This is a genomic window from Bacillus cereus group sp. MYBK15-3 (assembly GCF_051916765.1).
In the GTDB taxonomy this organism is placed as follows: Bacteria; Bacillota; Bacilli; order Bacillales; family Bacillaceae_G; genus Bacillus_A; species Bacillus_A cereus.
This window is the reverse complement of record NZ_JBQAHG010000001.1, coordinates 376,136-389,419: the sequence shown is the minus strand read 5'-3', so window position 1 is coordinate 389,419 and position 13,284 is coordinate 376,136. Positions and strand designations below refer to the sequence as shown.

The following is a 13,284-nucleotide window of genomic DNA, read 5'->3' as shown; positions in this document are numbered from 1 at the left end:
AAAATGATGACGAAAGTATACGCATCGATGGCAGGAAACGTTTGGAAGATTGTTGTAGGAGTAGGAGATACAGTAGAGGAAGAGCAGGATGTCGTCATTTTGGAATCTATGAAAATGGAAATTCCAATCATTTCAGAAGAAGCTGGCACAGTTATGAAAATTAATGTGCAAGAAGGCGATTTTGTAAATGAAGGAGATGTATTATTAGAAATTGAATAGGGAGATATAGGGGGAATCGAATTGAAACTACCTAATTTTGCTGTCATTAAAGAAGTCGGGCCACGTGATGGCTTACAAAATGAAAAAAAGATTGTTGGCACAAAAGATAAAGTAAAATGGATTCAACTACTTACAGAAGCAGGATTGTCGTATGTTGAAGTTTCCTCATTCGTTCACCCAAAATGGGTCCCTGCATTAGCGGATGCAAATGATGTATTTTCTGAGCTGAAAAGGGATCCAAATGTTACATATGCTGCGCTTGTTCCGAATCAAAATGGTTTGGAACGAGCTTTTTTGCAAAATGTAGATGAGGTGAATGTTTTTTTATCAGCAAGTGAATCTCATAATAAAAGTAATATTAATAAATCGATTAAAGAAGCATTAGTTGTAATTGAAGATATAACAAAACAGGCATTATTCGAAGGGAAAAAGGTAAGAGGCTATGTTTCTACTGTATTTGGATGTCCTTATGAAGGGGATATAAGTGTCGCAGCAGTTGACGAATTATGTAATCAACTATTTTCATACGGCATTTATGAAGTTTCTCTTGGGGATACAATCGGTGTAGCGAATCCATTACAAGTAGAACAAGTATTAGAACATCTATTAAAGAAGTATGATGCTTCGCAGTTTGCCATGCATTTTCATAATACGTATGGAATGGCTCTAGCGAATGTAGTTAAATCATTAGAATACGGTATTACAACGTTTGATAGTTCTTGTGGTGGACTCGGGGGCTGCCCTTATGCACCAGGAGCATCAGGTAATGTTGCCACTGATGACCTAGTACATATGCTCCATAAATTAGGAGTCCAAACGAATATAGACGAAGAAAAGTTATTGAGAGCTAGTCAATTTATTCAAAGTAAGTTGAATATCCAATTACCGAGTCATGTGTATAGAGCGCTTCAACATAAAACGATAAGTAGGTGAGAAGATGCTACAATTACAAAACATTTCAGTTGATTATGTAACACCTCACGTAGTAAAGATTTCGTTAAATCGTGCAAGACAAGCAAACTCATTATCTTTGGCATTATTAGATGAACTACAAACGATATTAACTCAAATAAGTGAAGATTCAAACGTACGTGTAGTTATTTTGACTGGTGCTGGTGAAAAAGCATTTTGTGCTGGTGCAGATTTAAAAGAGCGTGCCGGTATGAATGAAGAACAAGTTCGCCATGCTGTTAGTATGATTCGCACTACTATGGAGATGGTTGAACAATTACCACAGCCAGTTATTGCTGCTATAAATGGAATTGCACTTGGTGGTGGTACGGAATTAAGTTTAGCTTGTGATTTTAGAATTGCTGCTGAATCTGCAAGTCTTGGTCTTACTGAAACGACACTTGCAATTATACCAGGAGCAGGTGGTACACAGCGCTTACCGAGATTAATTGGTGTTGGTAGAGCGAAAGAATTAATTTATACAGGTAGACGTATTTCAGCGCAAGAAGCAAAAGAATACGGTTTAGTAGAATTTGTTGTACCAGCTAATTTACTTGAAGAGAAAGCGATTGAAATAGCAGAGAAAATTGCTAGTAATGGACCTATTGCTGTTCGATTAGCAAAAGAGGCAATTTCAAATGGTATTCAAGTTGATTTACATACCGGATTACAAATGGAAAAACAAGCGTATGAAGGTGTAATCCATACGAAAGATCGAATAGAAGGATTACAGGCATTCAAAGAAAAACGCAAACCGATGTATAAGGGGGAGTAAATATGTTAGACCAAAAACAACAATCTAATTCATTTGAAGAACGAGTTGAAACAATTAAACAAGGCGGGGCACCGAAATATCATGAGCAAAATAAAGCAAAAGGAAAATTATTTGTTCGAGATCGTTTAGCGCTTCTATTTGATAATGGCGAATATGTAGAAGATGCATTATTTGCTAACTGTGAACAAACAGGCTTACCTGCGGATGGCGTTGTAACGGCAACGGGTAAAATACATGGTCGTACTGCGTGTGTAATGGCCAATGATTCTACTGTAAAAGCTGGATCATGGGGATCACGCACAGTTGAAAAGATTTTACGTATTCAAGAAACAGCTGAAAAACTACGTGTTCCGTTATTTTATTTAGTTGACTCTGCTGGAGCGCGTATTACAGATCAAGTAGAAATGTTCCCAGGGCGCCGCGGTGCAGGAAGAATCTTCTATAATCAAGTGAAGTTATCAGGTAAAGTTCCTCAAGTATGCTTGTTATTTGGACCTTCTGCAGCTGGTGGTGCGTATATTCCAGCCTTTTGTGACGTTGTAATGATGGTAGAAGGAAATGCATCTATGTATTTAGGATCTCCTCGTATGGCTGAGATGGTTATCGGTGAGAAGGTAACTTTAGAAGAGATGGGCGGAGCTCGTATGCATTGCTCTGTATCAGGATGCGGAGATGTTTTATGTAAGACAGAAGAAGATGCGATTACACAAGCAAGACAATACATTTCATATTTTCCAAACAACTACTTAGAAAAGACTCCATTGGTTACACCTCAAGAACCGAAGCAATTCGATAAAACGTTAGAACAAATCATTCCAGAAAATCAAAATGCTCCTTTCAATATGAAAGATCTCATTAATAGAGTTATTGATGAAGGTTCATTCTATGAAGTGAAAAAATTATTTGCTCAAGAGCTAATTACAGGCTTAGCACGTATTGATGGTAAGCCAGTTGGTATTATTGCAAATCAGCCGCGTATGAAGGGCGGCGTATTATTCCACGATTCAGCTGATAAAGCTGCTAAGTTTATTAATTTATGCGATGCATATCATATTCCATTATTATTCCTTGCGGATGTACCAGGATTTATGATTGGTACAAAAGTAGAGCGTGCCGGTATTATTCGCCACGGTGCAAAAATGATTTCTGCAATGAGTGAAGCGACTGTACCGAAGATTTCTATCGTTGTTCGTAAAGCATATGGCGCTGGTTTATATGCGATGGCAGGTCCAGCATTTGAACCAGATTGCTGTCTGGCATTACCGACAGCTTCTATTGCGGTAATGGGTCCAGAAGCTGCGGTTAATGCTGTATATGCAAATAAAATTGCAGCTTTACCAGAAGAAGAGCGTGCTAGCTTCATTGCTGAAAAACGTGAAGAGTATAAGAAAGATATTGATATATACCACTTAGCATCAGAGATGGTGATTGATGGTATTGTTCATCCAAACAATTTACGTGAAGAGTTAAAAGGACGTTTCGAAATGTATATGAGTAAATATCAAGTATTCACAGATCGTAAACATCCTGTATATCCAGTTTAAAAGCCCTATTTAGGGCTTTCTTGCTCAAAAAGTTAAGGAGGGGAAAACATTGAAACAAGCAGTTTGGTTTCCAACAGAAGAGTACAAGGAAAAAACACGTTTATATGGTTGGATGAAATCATTGGGATATGAAGACTATGAAATTTTTTATAATAAATCTATTGAGGAAACAGCTTGGTTTTGGGGAGAGGCAGAAAAAGCAGTAGGCTATCAATGGATGAAACCTTATACAGAAGTGTTAGATTTAGAAAATGGTACACCGTTTGCACAGTGGTATAATGGCGGAACATGTAACGTTGTAGAATCAGCTTTATCCCGCTGGCTTGCGGATGAAGAGACGAGAATACAGCCAGCACTTCAGTACGAAGGGGAAAATGGAACTTCAAAATCATTTACATATGAAGAGCTTGACAACTGGGTAAGCCGTGTTGCAAATGGTTTGAAACACGCGGGTATTGAGAAAGGTGACCGTGTAACAATTTATATGCCGATGATTCCAGAAACAGTTGTTGCGATGCTAGCTGTAATGAAAATCGGAGCAATTATTTCACCAATATTCTCAGGCTTTGCGTCTGATGCAGTTATGACACGTGTGCAAGCGGCAGGTTCAAAAATGATTATTACCGCAGATGGATTTTCACGTCGCGGTAAAATTGTTTCTTTAAAAGATGAAGTAGATAAAGCTTGTGAACATTGCCCAACTGTTGAAAAAGTTGTTATCGTTCGTCATGCAGGAAATGATTTTACACCACATAACTATGACTTTTCGTGGAGTACGCTAGAAAAAGAAAAACCATTCATACATGCAGAGGAAATGCAAAGTGATGATCCATTGATGCTCATTTATACATCAGGAACGACTGGTAAGCCGAAAGGAACAGTACACACGCATGCAGGATTTCCTTTGAAAGCAGCTTTTGATGCAGGATTTGGAATGAATATTAAACAAGGTGATCGTGTATTATGGGTAACTGATATGGGCTGGATGATGGGGCCGTTTCTATTATTCGGTTCACTCATTAATGGAGCAACGATGGTTATGTACGAAGGTGTTCCAGACTTCCCAGAAGCAGACCGGTTATGGGAGACAGTTGATAAATATGAGATTACTCATCTAGGTATTTCGCCAACGTTAATCCGAGCATTAATGGCAAAAGGTGATGAGTATGTCAATAAACATTCTTTAAAGAGTTTGGAAGTATTCGCATCAACAGGAGAACCTTGGAATCCTGATCCATGGATGTGGCTGTTTGAAACAGTTGGAAAAGGAAATGTTCCAATCTGTAACTACTCAGGTGGAACTGAAATCTCTGGTGGGATTTTCGGTAATGTTCTTATTAAGCCAATCGCACCGATTAGTTTTAACGCATCTTTACCAGGAATGGCAGCTGTCGTACTGGATGATCAAGGTAAACCAATTCGAGATGAAGTCGGAGAATTATGCTTAGAGAAACCTTGGGTAGGTATGACGAAAAGCTTCTGGGAAGATGATGAACGTTACGTGAACACATATTGGTCACGTTTTGAAAATAAATGGGTCCACGGTGACTGGGTCATTTACGATGGTGAACAATATATCATCACAGGGCGTTCAGACGATACGTTAAATATTGCAGGTAAACGTATTGGACCTGCTGAATATGAATCTATTCTTGTGAAACATAACGATGTAATTGAAGCTGCTGCAATTGGTGTACCTGACGAAGTAAAAGGTGAAGTTTGTCATTGTTTTGTAGTATTAAGAGATCATGTAACATTCACAGGAGAATTAAAGAAAGAATTAATGAGTTTAGTAAACTCTCATATTGGAAAAGCGTTGTGTCCTAAAGACATCCACGTTGTAGAAGATTTACCGAAAACACGTAATTCTAAAGTAATGCGCCGTGTTATTAAAGCAGCTTACTTAGGAAAAGAATTAGGTGATTTGTCTTCACTTGTAAATCCTGAAGTAGTTCCGTTTATTCAGGGGTTACAGTCTAGTAAATTATAAAATTAGAAAGGATCTCTATATAAATAGAGATCCTTTTTTATGTTTATAAAAAGAGAAGAAGTGAAGTTGATGAAGAAGAAAAATTCTACTATTAGTGTTAAGTATGTTTTATAGTTTTAATCAAAATACGATATTATAGAATGTCTATTCAATGGGGGAATACTAATTTACAACAACAAGGTGGTGACAAAGCGTGACTGCTTATATGTCTGTTTAAACCTTTACGTGTTCATATATAAAAAGCTGACTATACTCAGTCAGCTTTTTATATATTACATTCTAGTATTTATCTCGCTATTTGTCAGGCAGTAATGCCCCCACCTAAAAATTCAGCGAAAGCAAGGAAGTAGGTGAGGGATCAACTTTCCGGAAAAGTCCGATTGGTTCCAAAAGACATATTCTTTCCGTTAAGTTGACATTAAAAATATTACCAGTTTTTTCTTTTACAATGGCAACAAATAAAGAAACATTTACAACGACACTTATTTCGTTTAGAACTCCAATCGTCATCACAATGACACTTTTCTTTAGATTTCCACCAATCATCATTACAATGCTTTTTCTGAGAACTCCAATTATCATCACAATGATGTTTTTCTTTAGATTTCCACCAATCATCATTACAATGCTTTTTCTGAGAACTCCAATTATCATCACAATGATGTTTTTCTTTAGATTTCCACCAATCATCACAACAATGCTTTTTCTGAGAACTCCAGCAATCATTTTTCCAGGACATTTATTTCTACCTCCTTTCAATAGTGTTCATATTATTCTATGTTTTAATAAAAAAATTGCTTGTTTATTAACCTACTATTTTATCTTTATATGATAGAGTGTCTTCTACTCGATATAGAATTCATACAAACTATGCTAATTTTTAAGAGAAAGTGGAGAGAACTACTACTAGTTATGGTATTTTTCAATAAACACTTGTTGAAGAAAATGTTCTGATTACAAATAATATCTTATTTTCGAGTACGCTTTTTAAATGTATATTTCACAATGAAAAATGGGAAATCCACAAATAAAGTCTATGTATATGTGAGTTAATGGGAAAATCTAGTGTGTTTTTAAGGGGCGTCTTATTTAAAAGAAAAAAGGTTTGTTTTAGAAAGTGGTGTCTAAACATTAAATGGAGTAGGACTAAATTCACGGCCGCTCATTAAAAAGCTTTTAATTAGGAGAAGTCTGTTTTTATAATGAATAATGAAAAGAAAGTTTGGTACAATTGTTTGTTTTTTTCTTTTTATGTGTTTGCCTCGTACCCTTTTAAGCTAGTGGACATACTTTACTAATAGAAAGGATTAGGGGGTGAGGTATTGGGTTCTCGATTTAATAATTGTAAAAAGAAGTGTACATGTAAACAAGATGATTGTTGGGAAGTATTCGAAGAGTGTAAAAAAGAACAGCATGAGAAATGTGATAATTCTTGTGTACAAGGAATTAGAGATGAACTTAAGAAATTAATTAATCGAACAGTTCAAATTAATACAGAGGGACGTACTTATGTAGGTACTGTTTCGTCTGTAAGTTGTGATGTAGTTAGGCTTGCGGCTATTCCTGGATCGGTTGGAGTAATTATTTCCATTTGCAAAATTGAAGCAATTTTCCCACCGGTTACAACGGTTACTGCTGACTTTGATTTTAATGGTATTGATGTAGCAAACAAAGCATAATTATGCTGCTTTTTTGTAAAGCCATTCACATGAATGGCTTTATTTTAATTTTATATAAAAGGAGAATATATTCTTTATATAGAAATAAGTTTGAGGTTATAAAGCATGATGTACGAAAGGAGCAAGGAAGTGATTAAACTAGAAAGCTTTAAGAAATCTGATTTTAAACAATTAATAAATTGGATTAATTCCGAAGAATTTCTAATACAATGGTCAGGAAATGCATTCACATTTCCTTTAGACGAACAGCAATTAGAGAAGTATATAGAAAGTGCAAATACACTCGCTTTAAAAGTGGTAGATGAAGAGACTTCAGACGTTATTGGACATATTTCGCTTGGGCAAATAGATAATATTAATAAGTCCGCTAGAATTGGAAAAGTATTAGTTGGTAATACGAAGATGAGAGGACGTTCTATAGGAAAACATATGATGAAAGCAGTACTTCATATTGCTTTTGACGAATTAAAACTACATAGAGTAACTCTTGGTGTGTATGATTTTAATACATCGGCCATTTCATGTTACGAAAAAATAGGGTTTGTAAAAGAAGGCTTATTAAGAGAGTCAAAAAGAGTAGGAGAAACGTATTGGAATTTATGGGAAATGAGTATGTTAGAATATGAATGGAAGAAGTAGCAACGATAGTAATTTATAATTATATTATGTTAACAAAGGGGTTTGGTGGGTATAGTGGATAATAAAACAAAAATAATTTCAATTGCAGCTGTTTCGGGGGGAGGTAAAACTACAATTACAGAAAGATTAAAGCATAAGTTTAAAAACTCAAAAGCTCTATATTTTGATAGTTACACATTTGATAAATCTCCTGCTGATATTTGTAAATGGATTGATGATGGGGCGAATTACGACGAGTGGGTATTAACACCATTAATTCATGATATTGAGCAACTTATACAAAATAATACCTTAGACTATATTATTGTAGATTATCCTTTTGCATACTTAAATAGTGAGATGCGAAAATTCATTGATGTAACTATATTTATTGATACGCCTTTAGATATTGCGATGGCTAGAAGGATTTTGCGAGATTTTAAGGAAGGTACAATAGATGAAATACATAATGATTTGGAACATTACATGACATATGCGAGAAAAGCTTATTTAGAGGCAATTCATACTGTTAAGCCGAATTCAGATATCATATTGGATGGTTCTTTATCTGTAAGTGAAATAATTAATCACGCTGTAGAGGAACTTGGCCGAAGAGAAGTGATTGTCAATGGTTAAATGTATAACAGATGCTGTTAGGTGGATAATTGAAGTAAGGGAGAGATAAATGTGTACACTTTATTTCAATATAATTGGCAAGTAAGAGATAATTGGTTTAAGTGGTGTGAACAACTTTCAGAGGAAGATTTACTTTGCAAACTGGGGGTATGTTAGAAACATTATTTCATATTGTAGATGTAGAGTATAGTTGGATTAGTGCTCTTCAAGGATAAGAAGATAGAGAACAGCAATTTAAAGATTATCAATCGATTCAAAAAGTGAAAGCGTTATTTAATTTATATAAACGAGAACTTGAAGTTTTTTTGCAGTCATAATTATCTAGCCTAGAATGCTAGCACACTTAAAATAAGACGTATAAAAAGTTAATCATTGTGTGCTTTGATTATATAATGTCGGCGAAATAAATAGTGTGAAGGACAGCTATCTTAACAAGTGTTTCATGTAACGTTCATATACTTTAATTTTTTATAATTAATTAAATTTGAATTTTGTTTGTTGTTAAGAAAAGGTGAGAAGAAAATAAAAAAAGAGGGCTAATGCCCTCTTTTTCTTTTAATTTGGTAATTAATCACAGATTGGTATCCCAAGCACTCTTAGAGCTAATGCTACTTGAAGGGAAATCTCTAATCTAGCAATTTCAATACCAGCTACTGAAAGAACTAAAAAAGGTTGTCCGTTTACAAATACAACGCAACTATCCATAGTTAAGCCTCCTTTCTAGTAATCTACTACAGTATATGAATAGAACTTTAATATGTAATAGTTCAATTGTTGGATTTAATAGAATTAATAGATTAACCCATTTAAACTAAACAAACGAATACAACGAAAGGAAACAGAGATGGATGTATGCCTCAAAAAACATAGGTTTTAAGACATGTAATGGGATATGAAATTCATCATATTGGTCAGCTATCTATATGGGCGAGGAAGTTAAACTTGCAACCAGTTTCAGCAAATTTGAAGAGGATGATAGAATTAAAAACCGACTTGCATCTTAAGCGCAAGTCGGTTTTATATATAAGAAGATTTCTTAATTGAAATCCTCGGATTTTTTCTGACGTATATGTAAAAACATTAAGGTGGTAATGATTAAAAAAATCATTATAGTTTGTATAATTAAATTTTTAAACTGAAGTAATATTGTCCAGGATGTAAGGGCGTCTTTAAAAGCTTGGAGTGCAGAGTACGAGGAAGGATCAAAACCATACTGTAGCAACTTTTTTGTTTCAATAAATGAAATGTTTTCTTCATCTGCATCTAATATTACTGAAATTAGTCTAGTATCTCCAAGTTTTGCTGTACTGACAAAACTATAATTACCGTTAGTTGAAAAACTAGTTTGTAAGCCATCAACACCTTGAAGTTTAATGTTTTCATTAAGGGAATATATCATTTTATTCGTATTGAAAACCTGGGAATCTTTGAAGGTAAATTGGTAAGAGGTTAGTTTCGTAATATTCAATACATCTGGAAAATCTTTTACTAATTTAGCTGCTAGTTTAGCTGCGTCTATCGCTGTTGTAGTTGATTGTTTATCTGTATCATTATTAATTCCAGTAGAGTTTAGAAATGGAGATGGTTGTAATAACTTTAGTTCTTTTGCTTTTTTATTCATTAATACTGTAAAGTTATCTTCATTTCCAGCAATGTGTTCTGCTAGAGCGAGTGCAGAACGATTATTCCCTGCCAGTAGCAATGCATGAAGTAAATCACGAACCGTTGTTTTATCATTCGATGTTACTTGTATAGGGCTTGTTTCTACTCGGAAAACTTCGTTACTTATTTGTACTAAGTCATCTAACTGTATCTTTCTATCATTTAGTTGCTCCAATACGATATATTCTGTCATTAATTTAGATAAAGCAGCTGATTGTACTGGAGTTTCTTCATTTTTTTTATAAACAATTTCACCTGAATTAGCATTTATTAAAATAGCTGATTTAGCTTGAATAATCGGACCATTTACATAAAGGTAAAAATATAAAACGATAAGTGCAGTAATAAAAAAAGATAATAATAAAATAGCGAATTTTTTTAAGAATTGCATAAGCGATCCTCCTATTATGACATCAATACTAGTATTGTAAAAAGGAATGCTTAATTAGGAAGAAAGAAAAGGTAAAGAATTTCTAAAGAATTATAAAGGATTATTAAGTTTTGGGTATTAATGGAAAAAGTTCAATTTCTTATATGATAAGAAATTGAACTTTTTATTTATAATATTAACATTTGTATGGGAGTAGTTTTACAGTGAATGTTGTTTTTTCATCATCACTATATACTTCAATTGTTCCTTTATGCAATTCGACTATACTTTTTGCAATAGCTAATCCAAGTCCAGATCCACCAGTGTTTGTAGAGCGAGATTTCTCAACGCGATAAAAACGTTCAAAAATATGAGGTAAATCCGTACTAGGAATAGGTTGTCCGTAATTTGTTATATCAATTGTAATCATATTATTGCTTTCATAAGCAGTAAGGTCAATATAGCGACCTTCGCTTCCATAAGCGATAGCGTTTATAATAAGATTTTCAAACACACGCACTAATTTTTCACCATCAGCTAATACCATGAGCTTTTGAGATGGGAAAGAAGGTCGACATTCTATATTTGCTTCTTGAAATTGTATACGGAATTGAACAGTTAATTGTCCAAGTAACTCTACTATGTCAATAGGAACAGAATACAAGCTTAACTCTTTATTTTGAACACGTGTATATTCGAACAAGTCATTCATTAATGCATTAAGACGAGTTACTTTATCGTAAATGACTTGAATATAGTATCGCAATTCTACTTCATCTCTATAATTATCATGATGGATTAAATTTACGTATCCAACTATAGAAGTAAGGGGAGTGCGTAAGTCATGTGATACATTTGTAATAAGTTCACTTTTTGCTTGTTCCGCTTGTCTTTCTTCATCAATGGAGACTTTTAATTGTTCAACAATTTCATTGACCCCGATTGCTAATTCTTCTAGATAATTATGATTTACAATAGAAACTTTATGATTGAAGTTTCCATTTGCAATATAACGAATTTCTTCTATCATTTTTTTAATACAAGTTTCATAGTAAAGTTTTTTCTCGTGGCGATAAAAAATGTAAAGATAGGATGAAAAAATAGAAAATAAAAACAAATAAGATACAATCATCATCCATAACGATTCTTTAATCCCTTTATACTTTTCATAACCAAAAATTCGAATGAATTCTTTACCAAGTTCAGTTAGAGTAAGTGAACTCTCAATTACACTCGTAACGAGGCGATAAATAATTAACTCAGTAATAGGCGTGAGTGTGATAGCTAATAAGAGCCAAAAAATAAGTTTCCATTTAGGGATATCTTTTAATATATCAAATGCTTCATTTCTCAATTTTATAGCCAACTCCCCAAACAGTGTGAATAAATTTTTCTCCATTTATTACTGTTTCAAGTTTATCCCGTAAGTTGCTAATATGAACCATTACAGTCTTATTTGAACCGTAACCATCTTCATTCCAAACGCGTTCGAAAATTTCTTCTGAACTAAATACTCTTCCTGTATTACTTGCAAATAAATATAAAATATCGAACTCAATAGAGGTTAATTTAATATACTCTCCATTTACTTTAACAGTATGATTATGTTTGTGTATTTCAACAGAGCGAATACGAATAATACCATCTTCATTCTTTTGCGAAGTAGCGTTTTGGAAAGAGGATCTTCGTAATAAAGCTTTCACTCTTGCTACTAATTCTAATGGATTGAATGGCTTGATCATATAATCATCGGCACCTGTCATAAGACCTAATATTTTATCCATATCTTCTGCTTTTGCACTAAGCATTAGAATTGGTACAGTATTATTTTCACGCACTTCCTGACAAACTTCTAATCCGTTTCGCTTTGGCATCATAATATCCAAAATCATAAGGTCAACTTCATATGTAGAAACCTTTTGCAATGCTTCATCGCCATCATAAGCTTTATAAATGTTATAGCCTTCATTTCGCAAATAAACAGCAAGTAATTCAACAATTTCTTTATCATCATCAATAATTAATATGTTTTTATTCATTGTGTAGTTCCTTTCCTTACAAATCATCAACATTACTATAATATCAAACATTTATGTACTTGTAGCGATGATTCTGTATAAAATTTCATGTAACGTATTAAAAAGGAGTAAAAAGATTAATAAAGAATATAAAATAACAAGGATATTTAGATTCTACATTATAATGAAAGGTAGTTATAAGGGGATTTTCTATGTTATGTAATGATATATATTCATTTACTCAAACTGGAAAAATAGAAAATGATATTAAAGCTTTTCTACTAAAATATAATAAAGAGTTTACATATAAACATTCAATTCGTGTAGCAAATGAGGCAAAAAAGATTGCAGAAAAGTTTCACGTAGATAAAGAAAAAGCAGCACTTGCAGGATATTTACATGATATTAGTGGCATTTTTCCGAACGAGGAGCGGATTGCAGTTGCTGAAGAATTTGGGATAGAAATAGTGGAAGCAGAAAGAAAGTTTCCTATAATTATTCATCAAAAACTATCGAGAGTAATCGCAAAAGAAATATTTAAAGTAGAAGATGAAGAAATTTTAAATGCAATTTGTTGCCATACAACGTTGCGTAAACATGCAACGAAGATGGATTTAGTATTATTTGTTGCAGATAAAATAGAATGGGATCAAAACGGGACACCACCATATTTAATAGAAATAAAAAAGGATTGGCAAATTTTTTGGAAAAAGCAGCTTTTGTATATATTTCATATTTGTGGGAAAGGAAAGATACATTTAAAGTTATACATCCGTGGCTAGAAGAAGCATACTGGGATTTAAAAGGAATTGTACAGTAGAA

Annotated in this window: 13 protein-coding genes and 2 pseudogenes; 10 read left to right on the top strand and 5 right to left on the bottom strand. The window is 33.7% G+C overall.

Features of this window, described 5'->3' with window-relative positions:
* The first annotated feature begins 3 nt into the window (after positions 1 to 3).
* Genes ACTFR8_RS02095 through ACTFR8_RS02075 form a run of 5 tightly spaced genes read left to right on the top strand, consistent with a single transcriptional unit; the run spans position 4 to position 5,479 of the window.
* The gene (locus tag ACTFR8_RS02095; protein ID WP_001987345.1) at positions 4 to 219 is read left to right on the top strand and encodes an acetyl-CoA carboxylase biotin carboxyl carrier protein subunit; all 216 of its coding nucleotides are present in this window, start codon (positions 4 to 6) and stop codon (positions 217 to 219) included.
* A gap of 21 nt (positions 220 to 240) precedes the next feature.
* Positions 241 to 1,152: a hydroxymethylglutaryl-CoA lyase gene (mvaB, locus tag ACTFR8_RS02090; RefSeq protein ID WP_000775433.1), complete on the top strand. Its 912-nt coding sequence runs from the start codon at positions 241 to 243 to the stop codon at positions 1,150 to 1,152.
* Between the two features lie 4 nt (positions 1,153 to 1,156).
* Positions 1,157 to 1,945 (top strand): enoyl-CoA hydratase, encoded by a 789-nt coding sequence (locus tag ACTFR8_RS02085; protein WP_000939798.1) that lies wholly within the window; start codon positions 1,157 to 1,159, stop codon positions 1,943 to 1,945.
* 2 nt (positions 1,946 to 1,947) lie between these two features.
* Complete coding sequence (locus ACTFR8_RS02080) at positions 1,948 to 3,489, top strand: acyl-CoA carboxylase subunit beta (protein ID WP_000886744.1); 1,542 nt, start codon at positions 1,948 to 1,950, stop codon at positions 3,487 to 3,489.
* A gap of 49 nt (positions 3,490 to 3,538) precedes the next feature.
* Positions 3,539 to 5,479, top strand: coding sequence for an AMP-binding protein (locus tag ACTFR8_RS02075; protein ID WP_000806459.1), 1,941 nt, complete (start codon positions 3,539 to 3,541; stop codon positions 5,477 to 5,479).
* A gap of 321 nt (positions 5,480 to 5,800) precedes the next feature.
* Here the strand turns inward: ACTFR8_RS02075 and ACTFR8_RS02070 are convergent, their stop codons facing one another.
* Positions 5,801 to 6,238, bottom strand: coding sequence for a hypothetical protein (locus ACTFR8_RS02070; RefSeq protein ID WP_176716600.1), 438 nt, complete (start codon positions 6,236 to 6,238; stop codon positions 5,801 to 5,803).
* Between the two features lie 563 nt (positions 6,239 to 6,801).
* Between ACTFR8_RS02070 and ACTFR8_RS02065 the strand changes: the two genes are divergently transcribed.
* The 4 genes and pseudogenes from ACTFR8_RS02065 to ACTFR8_RS02050 all read left to right on the top strand — a co-directional run.
* Positions 6,802 to 7,158: a hypothetical protein gene (locus ACTFR8_RS02065; RefSeq protein ID WP_000535577.1), complete on the top strand. Its 357-nt coding sequence runs from the start codon at positions 6,802 to 6,804 to the stop codon at positions 7,156 to 7,158.
* A 105-nt stretch (positions 7,159 to 7,263) separates the two neighbouring features.
* Complete coding sequence (locus tag ACTFR8_RS02060) at positions 7,264 to 7,797, top strand: GNAT family N-acetyltransferase (protein WP_065845400.1); 534 nt, start codon at positions 7,264 to 7,266, stop codon at positions 7,795 to 7,797.
* 45 nt (positions 7,798 to 7,842) lie between these two features.
* Entirely contained in the window at positions 7,843 to 8,412 is a 570-nt protein-coding gene (locus ACTFR8_RS02055; protein ID WP_000513265.1) for an AAA family ATPase, read from the top strand.
* A 51-nt stretch (positions 8,413 to 8,463) separates the two neighbouring features.
* Positions 8,464 to 8,723 (top strand): annotated as a pseudogene (locus ACTFR8_RS02050) (DinB family protein); the annotation flags it as partial.
* Positions 8,724 to 8,979: 256 nt separating this feature from the next.
* On the opposite strand, the gene ACTFR8_RS02045 reads toward ACTFR8_RS02050, so the two are convergent.
* The 4 genes from ACTFR8_RS02045 to ACTFR8_RS02030 all read right to left on the bottom strand — a co-directional run bounded on the left by ACTFR8_RS02045 (position 8,980) and on the right by ACTFR8_RS02030 (position 12,483).
* The gene (locus ACTFR8_RS02045; protein WP_000376554.1) at positions 8,980 to 9,117 is read right to left on the bottom strand and encodes a DUF3956 domain-containing protein; all 138 of its coding nucleotides are present in this window, start codon (positions 9,115 to 9,117) and stop codon (positions 8,980 to 8,982) included.
* A gap of 331 nt (positions 9,118 to 9,448) precedes the next feature.
* The gene (locus ACTFR8_RS02040) at positions 9,449 to 10,465 is read right to left on the bottom strand and encodes a D-alanyl-D-alanine carboxypeptidase family protein (protein ID WP_001160052.1); all 1,017 of its coding nucleotides are present in this window, start codon (positions 10,463 to 10,465) and stop codon (positions 9,449 to 9,451) included.
* 175 nt (positions 10,466 to 10,640) lie between these two features.
* Positions 10,641 to 11,798, bottom strand: coding sequence for a sensor histidine kinase (locus tag ACTFR8_RS02035; RefSeq protein ID WP_001243309.1), 1,158 nt, complete (start codon positions 11,796 to 11,798; stop codon positions 10,641 to 10,643).
* Positions 11,788 to 12,483, bottom strand: a complete 696-nt coding sequence (locus ACTFR8_RS02030) for a response regulator transcription factor (RefSeq protein ID WP_074595766.1) — start codon at positions 12,481 to 12,483, stop codon at positions 11,788 to 11,790. Before ACTFR8_RS02030 ends, ACTFR8_RS02035 begins: the two co-directional genes overlap by 11 nt.
* 191 nt (positions 12,484 to 12,674) lie before the next feature.
* Between ACTFR8_RS02030 and yqeK the strand changes: the two are divergent.
* Positions 12,675 to 13,282, top strand: a pseudogene (yqeK, locus tag ACTFR8_RS02025) (bis(5'-nucleosyl)-tetraphosphatase (symmetrical) YqeK).
* The last annotated feature ends 2 nt before the right edge of the window (positions 13,283 to 13,284 follow it).